The organism is Paenibacillus sp. FSL R5-0341 (assembly GCF_037975235.1).
GTDB lineage: Bacteria > Bacillota > Bacilli > Paenibacillales > Paenibacillaceae > Paenibacillus > Paenibacillus amylolyticus_A.
Window position 1 is genome coordinate 1,248,693 of sequence record NZ_CP150241.1, and the last position, 18,157, is coordinate 1,266,849.

General features: G+C 48.0%; 17 protein-coding genes. 12 read left to right on the forward strand and 5 right to left on the reverse strand.

Annotated elements, in window-relative coordinates:
• The first annotated feature begins 125 nt into the window (after positions 1–125).
• From MKX75_RS05500 to MKX75_RS05515, 4 genes are all read left to right on the forward strand, one after another.
• Complete coding sequence (locus MKX75_RS05500) at positions 126–512, forward strand: GntR family transcriptional regulator (RefSeq protein WP_076331852.1); 387 nt, start codon at positions 126–128, stop codon at positions 510–512.
• The gene (locus tag MKX75_RS05505) at positions 505–1,203 is read left to right on the forward strand and encodes an ABC transporter ATP-binding protein (protein ID WP_062832916.1); all 699 of its coding nucleotides are present in this window, start codon (positions 505–507) and stop codon (positions 1,201–1,203) included. Before MKX75_RS05500 ends, MKX75_RS05505 begins: the two co-directional genes overlap by 8 nt.
• On the forward strand, positions 1,200–1,940 hold the full coding sequence (locus MKX75_RS05510) for a hypothetical protein (RefSeq protein WP_339168791.1): 741 nt from the start codon (positions 1,200–1,202) through the stop codon (positions 1,938–1,940). Before MKX75_RS05505 ends, MKX75_RS05510 begins: the two co-directional genes overlap by 4 nt.
• Positions 1,941–2,119: 179 nt before the next feature.
• On the forward strand, positions 2,120–2,623 hold the full coding sequence (locus tag MKX75_RS05515) for a hypothetical protein (protein WP_339168793.1): 504 nt from the start codon (positions 2,120–2,122) through the stop codon (positions 2,621–2,623).
• Between the two features lie 112 nt (positions 2,624–2,735).
• Here the strand turns inward: MKX75_RS05515 and MKX75_RS05520 are convergent, their stop codons facing one another.
• The gene (locus MKX75_RS05520) at positions 2,736–3,620 is read right to left on the reverse strand and encodes a WYL domain-containing protein (RefSeq protein ID WP_339168796.1); all 885 of its coding nucleotides are present in this window, start codon (positions 3,618–3,620) and stop codon (positions 2,736–2,738) included.
• Positions 3,568–4,923: a WYL domain-containing protein gene (locus tag MKX75_RS05525; RefSeq protein WP_339168799.1), complete on the reverse strand. Its 1,356-nt coding sequence runs from the start codon at positions 4,921–4,923 to the stop codon at positions 3,568–3,570. The genes MKX75_RS05520 and MKX75_RS05525 overlap by 53 nt, the downstream gene beginning before the upstream one ends.
• Positions 4,924–5,292: 369 nt before the next feature.
• Here MKX75_RS05525 and MKX75_RS05530 point away from each other — a divergent pair, with 369 nt between their 5' ends.
• From MKX75_RS05530 to MKX75_RS05545, 4 genes are read left to right on the forward strand one after another with little or no spacing between them, the layout of a single operon-like run.
• The gene (locus MKX75_RS05530; RefSeq protein ID WP_339168802.1) at positions 5,293–6,786 is read left to right on the forward strand and encodes a TROVE domain-containing protein; all 1,494 of its coding nucleotides are present in this window, start codon (positions 5,293–5,295) and stop codon (positions 6,784–6,786) included.
• 26 nt (positions 6,787–6,812) lie between these two features.
• Positions 6,813–7,607 carry a nucleotidyltransferase domain-containing protein gene (locus tag MKX75_RS05535; RefSeq protein WP_339168804.1) on the forward strand — a complete coding sequence of 265 codons (795 nt, stop codon included), beginning with the start codon at positions 6,813–6,815 and terminating at the stop codon, positions 7,605–7,607.
• Positions 7,608–7,625: 18 nt separating this feature from the next.
• A complete protein-coding gene (locus MKX75_RS05540) occupies positions 7,626–9,104 on the forward strand; it encodes a 3' terminal RNA ribose 2'-O-methyltransferase Hen1 (RefSeq protein WP_339168806.1) in 1,479 nt (492 codons plus the stop codon).
• Positions 9,101–11,779, forward strand: coding sequence for a polynucleotide kinase-phosphatase (locus tag MKX75_RS05545; RefSeq protein ID WP_339168808.1), 2,679 nt, complete (start codon positions 9,101–9,103; stop codon positions 11,777–11,779). The genes MKX75_RS05540 and MKX75_RS05545 overlap by 4 nt, the downstream gene beginning before the upstream one ends.
• Positions 11,780–11,923: 144 nt before the next feature.
• On the opposite strand, the gene MKX75_RS05550 is transcribed toward MKX75_RS05545, so the two are convergent.
• Positions 11,924–12,316, reverse strand: a complete 393-nt coding sequence (locus tag MKX75_RS05550) for a RidA family protein (RefSeq protein WP_339168810.1) — start codon at positions 12,314–12,316, stop codon at positions 11,924–11,926.
• Between the two features lie 281 nt (positions 12,317–12,597).
• Between MKX75_RS05550 and MKX75_RS05555 the strand changes: the two genes are divergently transcribed.
• Positions 12,598–12,849 (forward strand): hypothetical protein, encoded by a 252-nt coding sequence (locus MKX75_RS05555; RefSeq protein WP_062832925.1) that lies wholly within the window; start codon positions 12,598–12,600, stop codon positions 12,847–12,849.
• Between the two features lie 63 nt (positions 12,850–12,912).
• Here MKX75_RS05555 and MKX75_RS05560 read toward each other — a convergent pair whose 3' ends face one another.
• Positions 12,913–13,833: an AEC family transporter gene (locus MKX75_RS05560; RefSeq protein ID WP_062832926.1), complete on the reverse strand. Its 921-nt coding sequence runs from the start codon at positions 13,831–13,833 to the stop codon at positions 12,913–12,915.
• Between the two features lie 122 nt (positions 13,834–13,955).
• On the opposite strand from MKX75_RS05560, the gene MKX75_RS05565 reads away from it, so the two are divergent.
• From MKX75_RS05565 to MKX75_RS05575, 3 genes are all read left to right on the forward strand, one after another.
• A complete protein-coding gene (locus tag MKX75_RS05565; protein WP_339168812.1) occupies positions 13,956–14,471 on the forward strand; it encodes a mismatch-specific DNA-glycosylase in 516 nt (171 codons plus the stop codon).
• 142 nt (positions 14,472–14,613) lie between these two features.
• The gene (locus MKX75_RS05570) at positions 14,614–15,189 is read left to right on the forward strand and encodes a sigma-70 family RNA polymerase sigma factor (RefSeq protein WP_339168813.1); all 576 of its coding nucleotides are present in this window, start codon (positions 14,614–14,616) and stop codon (positions 15,187–15,189) included.
• Positions 15,167–16,780, forward strand: coding sequence for a hypothetical protein (locus tag MKX75_RS05575; RefSeq protein WP_339168815.1), 1,614 nt, complete (start codon positions 15,167–15,169; stop codon positions 16,778–16,780). Before MKX75_RS05570 ends, MKX75_RS05575 begins: the two co-directional genes overlap by 23 nt.
• 224 nt (positions 16,781–17,004) lie before the next feature.
• On the opposite strand, the gene MKX75_RS05580 is transcribed toward MKX75_RS05575, so the two are convergent.
• Positions 17,005–18,066, reverse strand: coding sequence for a LacI family DNA-binding transcriptional regulator (locus MKX75_RS05580; RefSeq protein WP_339168816.1), 1,062 nt, complete (start codon positions 18,064–18,066; stop codon positions 17,005–17,007).
• Between the last annotated feature and the right edge of the window lie 91 nt (positions 18,067–18,157).

Below are 18,157 nucleotides of genomic sequence, written 5' to 3' on the forward strand. Positions count from 1 at the left end.
GCATCAATAGCCGAAGCGTGCCCATCCATTGAGCGAATCTAAATTTTAACAAATGGGCTTTACAATACTATATCACTAGTGTACTATATAACTAACACACAAGTACAGAGAGGAGCGAGAGCTTTGTGACTATGGAATTTGATAACAACTTACCGATCTACCTGCAGATCATGCAGTACATCAAGAGACAGATTGTAACCGGGACACTTCAGGCAGGTGACAAAATTCCTTCGGTTCGTGAACTCGCGGCTGAATTACAGATCAATCCAAATACAGTACAACGGACATTTCAGGAGCTTGAGCGGGAAGAAGTGGTCGAAACCAAACGTGGTTTGGGCAGATACGTGACCAGTGAGGAGCGGAAGATAATGACAATCAAAAAAGAAATGGCCAGTGAATTGCTGGAACGTTTTCTGACCGGAATGCAGGAACTGGGCATTGAAGAGCAGGATATCTTATCCATCGTAGCCGATGCCGTTGCGGAAGGAAAGGGAGGAACAACGCATGAGTAACATCCTTGAACTGAACCAGATTAACAAGACATATGGCAATAAGAAAGCGCTCAGTAATATCACATTGGATATTGCTCCTGGCCGAATCGTAGGTCTGCTGGGTAGCAACGGCAGTGGCAAGAGTACGCTCATGAAGCTGGTTGCCGGTTTGCTGCATCCTACCAGTGGAACGATTCAAGTCACAGGCAAGCCTGTTGGTCTGGAGACGAAGTCATTGGTTTCATTCATGCCGGATCGCCCATTGACCGAGAAGTGGATGAGAGTGCGGGATGCGATTGCGTACTATCGCGATTTCTATGCTGATTTTGATGAGGAGAAGGCGCGGGAGATGCTGGACTTCATGAACCTTGTCGAGAGTGACCGGGTACGGCATCTGTCGAAAGGGATGAATGAACGACTACAACTAACACTGGCGCTCTCTCGTAAGGCTCGTCTGTATTTGCTGGATGAACCGATTGGCGGAGTAGACCCGGTTGCGCGAGGCAAGATTCTGGATGCGATCGTCAAATTCTATGATGAAGAGAGCAGTCTGATCATCTCCACGCATCTGGTGAATGATATCGAACGGATTTTTGATGAAGTTGTCTTTATTCGCGAGGGCGAACTGGTGATGCGGGAAGAAGTGGAAACGCTCCGGCTGAAATATGGAAAAAGTGTGGATGAGATGTTCAAGGAGGTCTATGCGGAATGATGACATTATTGAAGTATGACTTTAGAAGGAACTGGAATACACTGCTGGCTGGGCTAGTTATTTTGATTATCGCTCAAGTGGGGCTTTCCCTTTTCGTGTCTGAGGTCACAGGGATTGTACTTGGCATGATGGGGTATGTTGGAGTTGGTGTGGCTATTTATGTGAAAATGATTAAAACATACACGTCCAATATCCGCTCTTATAATCGCCGTCTGTTACCCGTAACGGGCCTGTCACATGTGTTGTCTCCTTTGATCTTTGGACTACTTTGTGGGTTGGGGTTAGTGATTATTTTTACGACTCATGCCTACATCTATATTTCAATGAAGCTCAGAATGAACATGGCTAGCAATATTGATCTTTCGGGTCTGCATGTTTCGGATTATATTAGTTTGTTGCTGTTTGGAGCATGGGTTATGGTATTCATGACCGTCATTATCTTCCTTTCAATCTCGATTGCAGGCAGCTTCCGCTGGAGAACTGGACCATGGATCGGAATCGTTGCATTCTTTGTCCTCGTTAATCTGATTGGCTGGTTGGAGAATATTATTACGACTGGACGCTTCAGTCCAAATGAGATGTTCCGGTATACGGAAGAAAGTACAGGTATTGCAATCACAGCCAATGGTGTATTATGGTCGGACGGCATGTGGGGAAGCATTGTATTTGAAGTCATTGTGGCGGTCATCTTGGTGTGGGCTACCATTTATCTGAACAACAAAAAAGTTGAAGTCTGATGACAGGATAACTTGAACAATAACGCGAGCAACCAGTGTTGCTCGTTTTTTATATCCGGAAATGTTCCACTTTTTGAATCCAATTCCATTAATTATACGTAAATAAAGATATAGTGTGCACTGGGTGTGAGATGAGGTTAAGAGAACGAAAGGGCACTTGAGGGAAAGGGGAAATCGTTATGGAATTATATTTCAGGGATAACTTTTTTAACGCAGGTTACACCGAGATTATGAATCCGAACCAGGAACAGGCCGGGCATCTGGATCTGAAAAGCATCTTTGGCTCTTCGCTCGATGTATCGGATAACTCGGGATTGGTCTGTAGCGGCAAATTTCGCATGTTAACGAATCGTTGGGATATCACGGCAGCAGATGGGAGACACCTGGGTGTATTACGGGCGAGGTTCAGTTTCTTTAGCAAAAAGTATGAATATGACGCAGGATCACGAGGAACGTATGATGTGTCTGCTCCAGCATTTTCGCATGAATATGATATAAGTGGCAGTGGTGGACGCATCGTAGCCAGTTTCCGTCGTACTAGTGGATGGTTTAGTTCAGGCGCATTTGTGTTAGACAACCAGTCGGAACAACTGGACACGTATGAATTAATTGCAGTGGTCATGGGTGTGCATGCGATAAACAAAAGACGGAACTCGGCAGCTAGCAGTGGTGGAGCAACGTAGTAGAGGAGCGCATGTTTACAAAAAAGGTTTGGATGAGATTATCCAGACCTTTTTTTGTATATGAGTTTGTTTCTGGAGCAATGGGATATGGTTTTAACCCAATCTTACATGATCAGTGACCATCGGCTTTCGCGAAAGGTTCCTCTTCGCGTTGGTGGTGCTGAACTTCATTGGAGCGTTGGGAATGCATATCAGGATCTTTTTCTGCATAACGGGCCAATGCCTTGGCAGCTGTCTCAGACATCCGCTCCCGCAGCACCGTGTGGTCAGCAATTTGAACCCGTTTGCCCAGAAAACGCATTTTGGATAAGACATAATCCATCTCATTCCGTGGAACGGTCAGCTCGATTCGATATGTCTGCTGGGCTTCCATGTACTCGACCTGTTTCTCGAAGCAGGAGAAGGCATAGAGGATTCGGGACAGCTCCTGATTGAACTCGGGCAGTACTTCGATGGTGATGGTCGTCTTACGTTTCTCCGTTATCGCAGCAATTCGGGCAGTGTAGCCCGAAGCGGTATCCGGATCAACCGGTTGGGCTTCCACGGTAACGATGCTGTGCAATTTGGTGGACATGAGCTTGTCGAAGCGAGGAGCATACCAGAGCACGTACCATTCTTTTTTGACCATGGAATACTCCAGTTTGTACGGGAAGCCAAATTCATCATGGCTCGTTCGTCCATTGCGGACACGACCCGTCATGCGAAATCCTTCGTGATGCAAAATGATTAGCCGTAATTGTCTAAGCAGTGGGTGGGATACGCTATTTTCTTCGCTTTTGGCTTTTTCAGTCAGGTAATCCTGGAGGTTCAGGTCCTGCTCACCATTCAGCATGTTGTGCATTTTGTCCAATGTTACAGGACTAAGCGCTTCTCTCGCAGCAGGGTGATTCAGCATCATGCGAAGCCAGGCCCGTTCCTGTGAGGTCCAGGTGAACAGTCCGGTTTCATTCAGTCGGGTCATCATCTGGTAATTGAACATCTTCTCGAACAGGTTCATAGTATTCCGCAATCTCCTTCCATTCCTTGATCATCTCCTGGCGTAGCCTCCAGGGTGCAATTACTTCGCAGCTTGAGCCAAAACTCCGTAACCACGGTTTGATCTCAGTGGTACCGTTAACCTGGATTTCATAGAGAAAAGTGTGATCCGTTTCGGGTGTGATCTTGCCCCATTGACCTTGCAGACGAACCCGATCCAGAATGAAGTTACGCTGACCACGCTCCGGGTGGAAAAAACGAGCTTGAACCGTTAAGGTATTCCCCGTATCCACGAGCCAACTGTAGCGACTAATGTCGGTCCACTGCTGCTTTAGCTCGAGCATGTATTGCTCTTCTACTGAATCCTGTTCCTCCAACTGTGTTATGCCTTCCATCCGAAATTTCACAAAGCCGCGCCGGCCCTGATATCCAATCACATACCAACGACCATACTGATGGTCATAGATCACTTCAAGGGGCACGATCCGGTTGGATCGTCCGCCTGCTTCCCGTTCAAAGCGTGGATTCGTATTCTGTGAACTGTAGCTGGATGGTTTTTTCGGTGAATAGTATAGGAACTGCACACGTTTGCGCTGACGAATCGCACTAAGCAGCGTGTAGAGATGAGCTTCGTCCAGGATACGAGAATAATAGTGATACTTATAAATATAGGGCTCGGTAGCTTCTTCTTGCGGGAAACTTGCCGTAATGGCTTTTTTCAAACTGTCCCGCAATAAGTACCCCTGTACGGAAGGAACCTGAGTGTTTGCCATCATATCCACAAAATCATATAACTCCAGCTGTTCCTCCACCGTTAACTCGGTAAGGACATCCTGTTGCAATGCATATCGATACGGTCTGCCACTGGGCTCTTTCCGAATGACCCCAACCTCTTCCAGATACTTCAGATCTGAGCGGATGGTTTTCTCGTCAGGTAACGCGAGTTCTTCCGGCAGATCAGCGCAGCAGGCGTCCAGCAGTTCCATCGCGGTCAGTGCTTTATGTTGTAAGGTATGCAAAAGGACAGAAAGACGCTGAACTTCAGTCTCTTTCATCGACTTGGCGCGGAAGAGGAAGAGCAGCATGGGCTCAGCGGATTCTCCGTACTGGAAGCGGACGAGATCGGCCATTTCCCGGCTTGCTTCGGCACCTGAACGCTGGTCAGTGACGGTCTGCATGATTTCTTTTAGTCTGCGATTGGTTTTATCAAAGGTATGTACGGATATGCCAAGCCGCTCGGCATACTGTTTACGGTTATATGCACCGCTTGTTAGGGATAACATGCGTAAGAACTGAATTTCTTTGTCGAAGCTCTCTCTTGCCATGAACACTCACTCCTTGTTATGCCTTCATTGTAGCAGGATGAGTGGCAGGTTTCATTTTAAACTTATGAAGATTGACTCCATTTCAGAAATTGGGTTGTCGTCATACTTCTGCCATGTTCGTATGCAGATGTGTGATTCATAATGAGGTTGTGAAGCGGGGCGGCAACAAGCGCTGTGGATCAAGGTTCCGAGGCGCCAGGGAGGGTTACTTCGACTGTTAATCGACCAGGTCGTTGGTTCGAATCCAATCGCCGCCGTTCATGGCGGTGTAGCTCAGCGGTAGAGCGGGTATAAACCTTCCCACCTTTTTCCTCGGAACATTTTTTATGAAAGAACAGCAAATAGACTCACACCGGGAGGTCATGAGTGATGAGCAGAGCGAAACAATTATTTAATCAACCTCAGCCAACGACACGTAATCATGGGGGGTACCGAGCCTATGAGCGATTGGTGGAGGAACAATATATACAGATGTTGATGACCAATACATTGAACAATACGTTCTATGCAGATACACAGCAACTGATGGACGATGCGATAGTCAGTCATCAGGAGATGGCTGAGGTCGATGCAGGGTTTATGGCGCGGGCGCTGGTTTATGCTCGTAATGAAGGTTTGATGCGGTTACAGCCTCTATACGGGCTGGCACTGTTGTCCAAAGTGGACCCGGATCAGTTTGCGAAGGTGTTCTCTCAAGTCGTACAGACACCGGCTGATTTGGCTGATTTTCTGACCATTCTGAGAGGATTGGGACGGGGACAGGGCGGTCGAGCGGTGAAGCGTCAGGTGAGTCTCTTTTTGAACGGCATTACTGAATACTGGGCCATCAAATACAACGGACGTGGACGTGGATATAGTCTGGGCGATATGATCGCTACAGCACACCCTAAGCCGATAAATATGAAGCAGCAAGCCTTGTTTCGTTATTTGCGCGGGCATGAGGTGGATCTTACGGAACTGCCGCAGTTGCAGGCGCTGGAAAAGCTGAAAGCTACCCGCAACCCGGCAAGCCGGATGCATCTGATCGAGAAAGGCAAACTCCCGTATTCAGTGGTCACATCGATTATGCAACCGACACGTACGGTTTGGGAGGCGTTAATGTTTCAGATGCCGACTTTTGCGTTGTTACGCCATCTGAATGCAATGGATCGGGCGGGTGTTTTTGAAAAATTGAAAAATATCGATTACGTAACGGGCCGTCTAACGGATGCAGAAGCCCTGCGCAAGTCGCGCATCTTACCTTTCCGATTCGCCAGTGCGTATGAAATGATTGCGAGAGAAGAGTTGCGGGATGCTTTGCGGCAAGCAGTGGAGTTATCCATTGGCAACCTGCCAACGCTACCTGGAAGAACGGCTATTTTCCTGGATCGGTCGGGTTCCATGCAAGGGGACTATTTACGGATTGGTTCGGTGCTGGCACTGGCGCTTTATAAACAAACGAGAGGTAATGCCCTGTTCTGGTTATTCGACCATATGGTTGAGGATGCTCGCCCGAAGATGAATGAAAGCATTCTATCCCAAGCTCACCGTATTCGCGCACAAGGTGGAACAGACACAGGTCGACCAGTGCGGGAACTTCGGGATATCGGAGAGAAAGTGGATCAGATCATTATGATCACCGATGAACAGCAGAATGAAGGCAGCCCGTTATATGTCGAGCTTGAGCGATATCGTCGGATGATGAATCCGGAGTTGAAGGTATTTATTGTGGATATAGCACCTTATCGGCAGGCCATGGTACCGCCACGGGATGGCAAAACGTTTTACATCTACGGTTGGAGTGAAACGGTACTGACGTATATTGCTGAGACTGTGGCAGGATATGATACACTCGCAGACCGGGTGAGAGCGATAGATATTTAATTTGGGGAATTCGGAGGCAACTGACCATGACCTACGTTCATGAAGAAATGAAAGATACGATCAGACAACAGCTGAAGCAGATTGAACAGGAGGAGCAGGTACGGATCATCTATGCCTGTGAATCGGGCAGTCGGGCGTGGGGATTTCCTTCCCAGGATAGTGACTATGATGTGCGTTTCTTATATGTAAGATCGCTGGAATGGTACTTGTCGATTGAGGATAAAAGGGATGTTATTGAACGCCCGATCAGTGATCAGCTCGACATTAATGGGTGGGATCTGCGAAAGGCGTTGAAGCTGTTTCGCAAATCCAATCCACCACTGTTGGAGTGGCTACAGTCCCCCATTCAGTATGATGAACAGTATAGCGTGACACAGCATATCCGTGCACTGTCGCCTTTGACCTTCTCGCCCAAGTCCTGCATGTATCATTATCTGAATATGGCAAAGGGCAATTTTCGGGATTATTTACAAGGTGAGCGGGTCAAGATTAAAAAGTATTTCTATGTGCTTCGTCCCTTACTCGCTTGTGGTTGGATCGAACGTTATGATGCAATGCCACCGATGGCATTCGAAGAGCTGGTGCAAGAACTTGTACCTGCGACTACACCGCTGTATACGGAGATTCATGAGTTGCTACGCCGGAAAAAGGCGGGCGAGGAACTGGATCTGGAGCCGCAGTTGCCAGCAATACAGGCTTTTTTGGCGGAGAGAATCGAGCATTTTGACAGACTTGCCGGACAGATGGAGAATGAGCAGATTATTGAATTTGAAGAATTGGACCGGATTTTCCGATTTGCATTGCAAGAGGTATGGAACTGAATCAAAGGAGGAGAACCGATGCATCTGATCTTAAAAGCAAGCGGCGCTGACGCGGGGATTGTATCCCATTTGTTAGCGAAGAATCCGCTGAATATATATGACCGGGTAGACAAAGGCGTACGTGTAAGAATGGTGTACACTACGGCTACAGAGAACGAAACAGAAGTGCTGATTCATGCTGAGCCTGATCCTGTGGATCTGGTCAGAGGCACACCCGACGGGTATGACATTACGCAATATATCAATGATCGTGAGTTCGTGACCAGCAGCCTGTTCTGCTCCTACATACGTGCGGCGCTCGGGACGGCCCTGAATGGTAAGCCGAAGGAAGACTATGTGCAATGGGTAGGACACGCTTTCGAGTTGGAGCTGACCTTTGGCCCGGTGGCGTCCGATCTGCCGGATCGGGTTGTAGAGGAATTATTCTCGCCATTAGGCTACGCCGTTTCGGTGGAACGTGGAGAGCTTTCGTATTCATTTGATCTGAAAAATAGAAGCACGGTTCGCCATATCATCCTGCGTGGTCGTAACACAGTACAACATGCGCTGCGCCAGCTCTTTCTTCTGATTCCAGTACTGGATAATTACAAACATTATTTCATCAGTGAAGATGAGATCGATAAAATCAAACGATATGGTGAAGGGTGGCTGGATGCTCACCCACTGAAAGAACTCATTGTGAAGCGTACGCTGCGTTTTTCCGAATTGATCCGGCAGTATGAGCGTCAAGAAGGTGCTTTGTCTGCGTCTCTTGGACAGGAGAGCGGAATAGCTCAAGTCTTGGAGACGGTTATTCAGGAGAATAACGTGGGACATCAGGAAGAAGGAGAACAAGAGCATCCTGGGGTCGAGTCCGATAGCGGACAATCTGAACCCCCTGTGCGGTTAAACGAGTTGCGTTATCGTGCGATTACGGATGTGGTTGCAGCGTTGCCAGTCAAACGGCGCATTGTGGATATGGGAGCGGGTGAAGGCAAGCTGTCCGCTCGCTTATCCTACATTCCCGATGTGGAGTCGATTCTGGCAGTCGAACCTTCAGGCCAGTCAAGACTTCGGGCCATGGAGCGCTTCGCGAAGCTGGAGGGTCGTTCTGGAGTGGTGGCTATGCCGGAACCGATCATCGGTTCACTTTTTTATTTTGACGAGCAGATGCAAAACCAGGACGTTATGATTCTATGCGAAGTCATTGAGCATATCGAGGAATATCGTCTGAACGGAATTATGGATACAATCATGAACGACTATCAGCCAGAAGTGCTGCTGGTCACTACACCGAACAAGGAATATAACGATGTGTATGCAATGGAGCAGGAAAGTTTCCGTCACCATGATCATCGCTTTGAGTGGACTCGTGCGGAGCTGGCTTCCCGGTGTGAGGAATGGACGCAGAACGGGAACTATGGCTATGAAATTAAGGGTATCGGTGAGCATGTAGAAGGCTATGGACAGCCTACCCAACTGGTCATTTTTGAGCGGAGAAAGGAGAGTCTATCATGAGGAAAGAAACGGAATCTAACGAAGTAGCGGGTGCAGGTAAAGGCCGGCAGAATCGGGAAAGTGGTTCGGAGGGAAGACAGCGGGAGATTCGTCTGCCCCATGCAGGTATCATCGTTCTCGTCGGCCCGTCCAACAGTGGTAAAAGTACGTTGTTGGATCGTCTCGTCGCAGAGAGCGTCATTCGCCGCACGGAAGCCGTCTCATCCGATCAATTCCGCATGCTGGTTGGAGATGATGAGTATGTGGATTGGAAACAACGTCCCCGTAGCGAAGCGGATGTGATCTATGCAGAGTATCAGCAAGTATCGGCCAAAGCATTTGAAGCGATGGAGGCTATGCTGGCAACCCGCTGCCGTCTGAACAAGCTGACCTGGGTGGATGCGACACATCTGTATCCCGAGGATCGCGAGCGTCTGATTCAGGTGGCAAGGAAAGCTCATGTGCCTGTAATTGCTGTGGTGCTGGATATCCCGGAAAAAGAACTGCTGGAACGTGATGCCCAGCGGGAGTATCCGCGTGGACGTCAACGGGTGAAGCAACAGGTGCAGCAGTTCAAGCGTACATTACGCTCGATCCGTGAGGATGGCTTCGATGCCAGTTATGTGCTGAAGCAGCCGGATGAGATTACGTTTGTCCGCACATCCAATCCGCTGGTGACCGACATGGGTACAGGTATTGATATCATCGGAGATATTCACGGTTGTTATGATGAAATGATGGAATTAATCGTGCGCCTCGGATATGTGGACGAGGACGGAAGTGGCCTGTACCGTCACCCTGAAGGACGTAAATTGGTCTCCGTTGGTGACGTAACGAGCCGTGGTCCAGAGTCGTTACAATGTCTGTTGTTCTGGCAACGTCATTGTGCCGCCGAGCTCGCCTACATGATTGACAGTAATCACGGCTGGAAGATCGCACGTTATCTGGATGGTCGTGACGTTACGCTGAGTCATGGTGACGAACGGGTGGAGATGGAACTGCTACAGCTTGAGCAGGAGCAAGGTCAGGAGACAGCAAAGCGAGTACGTGCGGAACTTAAGACCTTTCTGCTTGATGCACCATCTCATCTGGTCTTTTCTCGCAATGGGGTAAGACAAGTGGTTGTTGCACACGCAGGGATTCGAGATCATTTTATCGGAAAACAGTCCAAACGCATTCAGGATTACTGCCGGTATGGCGATGTGGAAGGCACGGATGAGCAAGGTCGGCCTGTACGCAAGGATTGGTACGTGGATCACAATTCAGGTGAATGCATCGTCTGGGGGCATGATCCCCGTCCATATCCTACGATTGTGAATGATACGGTCAACATTGATCAAGGTGTCGTTTTTGGTGGTATGCTTACTGCTTGGCGAATGCCAGAACGTGAGGCAGTCATTGTTCCGGCCAAGCAAGATTATGCGGCAGATCCGGATAGTCCTTTAAAGCGCTGGGAACAGCGGCGTTTTGCTCCACCCAACATACGTAAGTTCAAGGAGGGTTTCACGGTTCAGACAGCATCCAAACTTGATGTGACTGTGCATGATGAGGTGGCGAAGACGGCGATTGATACGTTTTCCCATTATACTGTTCCGCTGGAAGAACTAATCTACATCCCGCCTACGATGAGTCCTCCGCCGGGTGTATGTTCTATAGAGGGATACCTGGAGCATCCACAGGATGCATTCCAGTATTATCGCTCGCAGGGCGTTACCCGTATGGTTGCCGAGAAGAAACACATGGGCAGCCGGGCCATTTTGCTTCTTTTCCGCGATGAGCAAGCTGCGGTGCAGCGAGTGGGCCGACCGATACTGGGGAACATTGTGACCCGGACGGGCCGATCCTTTTTTGACCCTTCGACAGAGCAGGATGTGCTCTTAAGGTTACATGCGGACTTGACCGCAGATGGTTATTTTGATCGTCTTCGGACGGAGTTCGTACTGCTTGATGCGGAGATTGTACCTTGGAATCTGAAGGCGCGTGAGCTGATTGCTTCACAATATGCACACGTGGCCGAAGCCTCGCTCATGGATCGCTCTACGGTGCTGGACAAACTCCGAGAAGCTGAAGCGGCAGGTCGGAATGTAGATGAGTGGTTGCAGGAGACAGCAGGTAAACTTGCCAATGCCGAGACGTTCCGCGATGTATTCCAGAAATACTGCTGGGATGTGGAGGATATCGGGGACATTCGGATTGCACCGTTCCACACACTTGCACATAGCAAGGGAGCATTCTGGGAGCAAACACATGAATGGCATATGGAGCAGAACCGTGAGTTCGCTCGCATGTCTACCCTGATGATGGAGACGGAATATCGTGTGATCGCAAGTGAGGCAGATGAAGCAGATGTCATTCGTTGGTGGGATGAAATTACGGCGGAAGGGCATGAGGGGATTGTGATCAAACCGGAAACGTTCCGCGCCTGGAATAACAACAAAATCATCCAACCTGCGATTAAAGTACGAGGACGTGCATATTTGCACATCATCTATGGGATGGATTACCTGGCACCCGAGAATCTGTCCCGACTTCGTAAACGCAAAACATCCAAAAAAGAACGCCACGCCTTAATGGAGAGTGTATTGGGGATGGAGGGGATTGAGCGCTTTATACGTAGAGAGCCAGTGGAACGAATTCATGAATGCGTGCTGGCAACGCTATCGCTGGAGTCGGAGAGAGTGGACCCGCGTTTGTAAACTGTTTATTGTTAAAGTAAAAAAATGATGATGAAGCTGGTTCGGAGTTAATCCGAACCGGCTTATTTGGCATATGAACTTCGTTAAAGCAAGTTCCTTATCAGGCCTGTGTGCTTTGTACTGCAACGTTTGAGGTGACCTGAATCAGTTCGTATGTGCAACTGCGCGAATCTCAATCAGTTGATGAGGGAAGGCGAGTCCTGACGTCCCGACCATCGTAACAGCCGGACGATGCGTACCAATATACTCTTTGTACACGGCGACACACGCCTCAAGATGCTCCTTTGGGTGAACCAGAAAAATCTCCAGTTCAGCAATGTTCGACTTGGTCACATCGAATCCTGCGAGTACACGATCCAAGTTATCCAGTGTCTGACGAACCTGAGCTTCAATATCATCCACACCAATAAACGTCCCCTGCATATCATGCGAAAATTGTCCTGCAATGTAGATCATACCGTTAACGCTGTATCCCTGTGCGACGCTAAATGCTTCTTCCCACGGTACACCGTGGCTATAGATTTGAGCTGCAGTCATATGTTTCTCTCCTTTGGAATTCAAAATAAGGTTAGGGTAAGTATAAACGGAGAAAAACGACTTGGGCAGTACGCACTTTCATGACAGTGACTATCCAGAAGGATAGCGTCAATACGGTGTTTGTGAGCCTAACGACTCATTGAAGAGAATCTTTACATTAGGATATTTAATTTAGGTATAACTAACTTAAGTCCTATATCCTTCCACTAGAATCTGGGTAATAATTATAGTAGGCAAGTGATTAATGGAATCTCATAACGTAACGATAGGGGGTAACCTGTATGGCATCCATGATTCTGCTGGTGAAACAGACGGAGGACGATGAGAAGGTTATTTATCGATTCGGACCGAATGAGCGCAAGATGGGGCTCATTGAGATGAATAAGATCAAGGAAAGTGTGAAGGAGCTAGAACCTGTCCAGGTGGATGGGGTAAGCCCGAGTTTTTTCTTTAACCGAGCCGCGCAGCGACTGGTACGATGTTTATTCAGGGAAGGCGGCAAGTTCCCGGAACGAACGACGTTTGAATCATAGTTTGAACACTCAAAAAAACAAGCCCACAACCCTGCTCATGGGTCATGGACTTGTTTTTTTATTTTAGAACGTTTTGGCATAAGAGATCAGTGCCGTAATTGTAATGATGTTCAAGAGCGTTGAGATTAGTACTGTCTGGGCTGCAAAATCGGGTTCGTTATCATACTCTTCCGCGAGAATGGATGCGTTGACACCTGTCGGCATACCCGAAGCGATAATGAGTGCCTGTGCAGCGATGCCTTCCAGTCCAAGCAGTAGCACAATTGAAATACCGATGGCGGGGCCAATCAGGAGACGCAAAAATGTGCTAATATACACATCAAGACGGTATAGCCGGATCGGATATTTTACAATCTGTGCCCCGAGTGTCAACAGCGCCACGGCAACCATACTTTGCTGCGCATAGGTCAGCGGCATGGACAGGAACGTAGGCAAGGGAACCTTCCACATGTGGAACAGAATCCCCAGTAAGAGTGCATACGGAACGGGCATTTTAAGAAATCCAATAATTACCGCACGGTAATTACCCTTGAGCTTAGCTCCCTGAATGGACAACACGCCATAGGTGAATGTCAGCAATGCCTGCAAAGACATGACCAGCGCCTGAATGGAAGAGGCCAGTGGATCGCCGCGGAATACCAGTGCATTGATGGGCAGTCCGTAGTTGCCTGCGTTATCCAGCATGATGCTGTTGTTGAAGGCAGCCTTCATGCCTTTATTCATCTTAAGTGAGCGCGCAAATACAGAACCTACAATATAGAGAATTAATACATATATTGCGTAAAAGAGTGTCACAGTCCCGAGCAGTTCGCCGGACATATCCGAGTGATACATGCTCATAAAGACGGCTGCGGGGGTAATACAATAGAAATTGATTTTGGCGAGGGTGTACAAGTCCAGCTTGAACACCTTTTGCATCCAGGACCCGACGGCGATCAGGAGAAAGACGGGCAGGACGACTTCAAGCATGATGTCTGCAATCATCAGTTTCAGCTTCCTTTTTCATGAAAATTTCAATCCGATTTCGAAAATGCTTTGCTTATTATATCATTTTATACACAGTTGAAAGTGTGAATTGGCTAAAAAAGATAAGGGGGCTTCCCATTATGATTCCAGATCATCTGGATGTTGGTTTATCGATATTGTTTATCGGCTTCAATCCGAGCATTACGTCTGGAGAGACAGGTCATCATTATGCTTACAAAGGAAACCGGTTCTGGCGCATTCTTGAACGGTCGGGATTAACCCCGCGTTTGTATGATGCACAGGAGGATGGAGAGTTGCTGAAACTGGGGTACGGATTCACGAATATTGTGGCCCGGCCCACCAGAGGTGTGGAAGATATTACGAAGGAAGAGTACGCGGAAGGACGACAAATTTTACGGCAAAAGCTGGAGGAATACCGACCGGACATCGCTTGTTTTGTCGGAAAAGGTGTATACACCCAGTACAGCAAACGTGCCAAAGTGCAATGGGGATTCCAGGACGACCCGGTCGTCAAGGAAATTCAGGAATTCGTCGCTCCATCGTCCAGTGGACTCGTGCGCATGTCGATGGATGAGATTGTGGCGATCTATTCACAGCTTGCTGATTTTGTCACGGAGAAGAACGGGGAAAATTAAGAGGCAAATAAGCAGAGTTCACCCAGTCGGCTTCGCCGATAAGGGCGAATTCTTTTTTTTGGATAAAGTGAGAGGTTTCGGGAACGGCTTCCGTCTATATAGTACAGAACCATGCATGGAAGCTGTGGAGAAGGGGGATTACATGACTCAACAGATACCGGAGGAGGAGCTTATTCAGCGCATTGTTGCAGGGGATAAGCAGTTGTTCTCCGTGCTTGTGGATCGATATAAAAATAAAGTCTACGGCATCATGCGCGGAATGGGCGCGAGTCATCCGGATGCACAGGATCTCGCTCAGGATACGTTCATTCGCATCTATCGTTATCTCCCGTCGAGGCGGGAGGGAAGCAGTTTCTCGTCGTGGGTGTATACCATTGCGGTGAATCGAATGCGGGATTTTATGCGGGAAAAGAAACCCGTCATGTCTCCGGTTGATCAAGGGATCGAACCTGTCAGTAATGAAACACCGGAAAAACGTGTGCTGCATAAGGAGATGCAGCGTGAAATATACCGCCAACTCGAGCAGTTACCGGAATCGTATCGCTTGGTGTTATTACTGAAGTACACAAACGAGTTGAGCTATGAAGAGATTGCGGATATTACAGGCATGAGTTCAACCAAAGTGCGCAATGCCCTTTATCGCGGGAAAAAGACACTGAGGAAGCAAATGGAACGCAAAGGAGGTTTAGCTACGTATGAAGCCTATTTCAAGGGATGAAGATCGGTTGTGGGAGGAGCACCTGTACCGTGAGGAACCGGATTCTGATTTTACACTTAAGGTCATGCAGAAGCTGGATGGCGTGTCTATTGAAAGTGGCGAAGAAGAGCATTCATTCGTGAAAAAATCCATCAGAGCGCATTGGCTGCGCCGGACTGGAATCGCTGCAGCGGCTGTTGTGATCCTTGCCGGAGGGGCTTGTTTTGCTTTTGACCGAACAGCAGAGCCAGCGCAACCCCTGGTAAATGCTGTGGATCGTCTGCCATTGCCTAACATACCTGTGCCTGAAGCATTGAAATATTCCTATTTTGCGGATGATTACAAGCGTCTTAAACCTCTCGGACTTGTGGTTAATCCGAACATCTATATTAATGACCAAGGCTACACGCTCAAGATTGAAGACGTGCTGGTAGACCGATCTCATATGGTAATGACCATGCAACAAACAACACCTGATGGATTAGGGTTATCACGGTTACTGTCTGAGCTGGGGAGAATTCATGTTACGGATGAAGAGGGGAGACAGGTTGCCACTCTTGCAAGAGATACAAGAACAAAGGACCCTCTAACTGAACGATTGTTATTTCAGTTTCATGATGAAATTCCGGATCAGGTGATCGTGCGGGGTGAACTGCGTAATTTAAATATGGGCAGCTATTATAATTACGAGAAGAAATCCTACGAAAATAGAGATGTTACGGTGGATTGGAGCTTCCAATTCAAGATCGATATGACCCAAGCCAAGTCACTGGCTGTTGAAAATTCTATGGATAACACATATACGACGCCAGAAGGACTGAAGCTCGATATGACACAGCTTGTACGCACGCCAAACGGAACCCGGCTTGACTTGAATGTGAGTCTGGATGATGAACTTCGTGCCAAAGTTGATGAGGATTGGGCGAACTATATGAGCATCATCTACCATCTTGAAATCCCTGAAACAAATGAATATCGAATTTTCAATGGGATAAGACCAGATTCCCGTCAAGCCAAGTTTCGGCTCCAAGATCTGAGTGAGTTAAAGAATGGTGGGCGGTTGAAGTTGTCAGAGACATGGGACCCTGCATTGGTTACAGTAGATGCGAAGAACATTCGCTTTGTTCTGGATGGTTACACCCTCCCGGTGAAGGAAGAGAAATCAGTGGAAGTTGATCTGGAGAAAAGGCGTAAGGACAAGAATTTTTATGCTTTTGCACAATTTGAACAGCTTGGAGATGAAATATTATTCTATGATTTTGAGTACGAGCCAGTGATGGAATCGTATGATCCTCCGAAGATTGATGTAAAGAAGGGATATTCACTAGTTCTGAAGGGGAGTGGGACCTTCCTAAATGCTTTCATGGGTGATCGCTGGGTGGCATTAGATGCATCAGGAAAAGAGTATCCTGTTGAGGTGATCGGTTATCCAGATCAGCCTAATAATAACGGTGAATACGTTGAAGATGATCTGCAATTGAAGATTCGTGGCTTTGACGAAGAAAAGGGTACAAAATTCACCTTAAAACGTGAGGTGGTCGATAGAGAGTATCGTGATGTGAATTGGGAAGTGGATCTTCCATCGTACAGTAGTCTGCCTTGGCTAAAATAATCACTAGTACAATCCTCAACCATGAAGTAAATGAAGCCCTGAATGGATGGCATAAGTATGGAACAACAGATTGGATTCTGGATATGTAGATAGACATATAAGGTATATGAAAAAGGCTCTGCATAATGATATGCGGGGCCTCTTTCGTATGGTCCAGATTGAGGGTAGAAGCAAGTACCCAATGAATTTTTCTATCCGAATGGAGCTTGCTTATGTTTTCTGAATTACGCCGATTCCCTTGGAATCAACGTAGTCGATAACATAACCGTCTCTTTCGGTGTTCCCGGTCGTTCGATCCGGCGTTGTAAAGCCTCGACGGCGCGCTGTCCAAGCTCCTCTTTGCACAGATTAACCGTGGTCAGGGGCGGGGAGGACGTAACCGCAGAGTGTACATTGTCGATACCGATCACAAGGCAATCTTTAGGCGTGGAGATGCCCATCTCCTGTAATTTGTGCATCCACTGCAAGGCAATATCATCATTAACACCAATCCAGGCATCGGGACGTTCGTCCTCTGGCATGTTTTGAATTGTTGCAGCCAACTGGTTAACCCATTCCCCATTTTCATACGGAATATTCCATTCTCTGAAGCTGGTCGTATGACTGGTTTCCACATGGAAATGGTTCAGAGCCAACTCAATCCCGATCCTCCGCTGGGCGAAGCTCGCAGCACGACCATCATCTGTGATGAGACCGATTCTTCGGCAATTCATAGACATTAGATATCTAGCCACGGTGATGCCAGCTTCCAGATTATCATGGCTGATCGTATCACAATTCAGTAGGGGCTCCTGATGATCTACCAGAATAATAGGACGACCGGTCTGAGAGAGTCGTTGCAGAACCGTATGAGGAAAAGCCCCCATGACAATAATCCCGGCACAACGTTCCCAATCCAAGTGAGGGGCAATGGCTTTTTCGGGAGAGGTGTTCTCGTCCGTCACTCCGAGTGAGGGAGATACAATGGCATGATGCCAACCACGCTCATTACAGGCGGATATCATGCCGGACAGGACACGTTGCCAGTAGTGGGGTTCACCACGGTTAAGCTGATTCATGCATATGAGAGCGAACGGTGGATCGGAAGGATCTGCATGGTTTGCAGCAGCAGGACTATTGCTAGCCCCCGGAGTACTTTGGCGATATCCCAAAGCCCGAGCGAGTTCCAGTACCCGTGCTCTTGTTGCTTCACTAACGCCCGTCTTGCCGCTGAGTGCGCGGGAGACGGCATATTTGGATAATCCGAGCTGGTCAGCCAGCGTCTGAATGGATACTTTGCGTGACATATCATTACTCCTTCATTTGACGATCATCTTCTGACACAGTACACTTACAGATAATAATGTTATTATAATTTATCATAACAAAAATAACAAT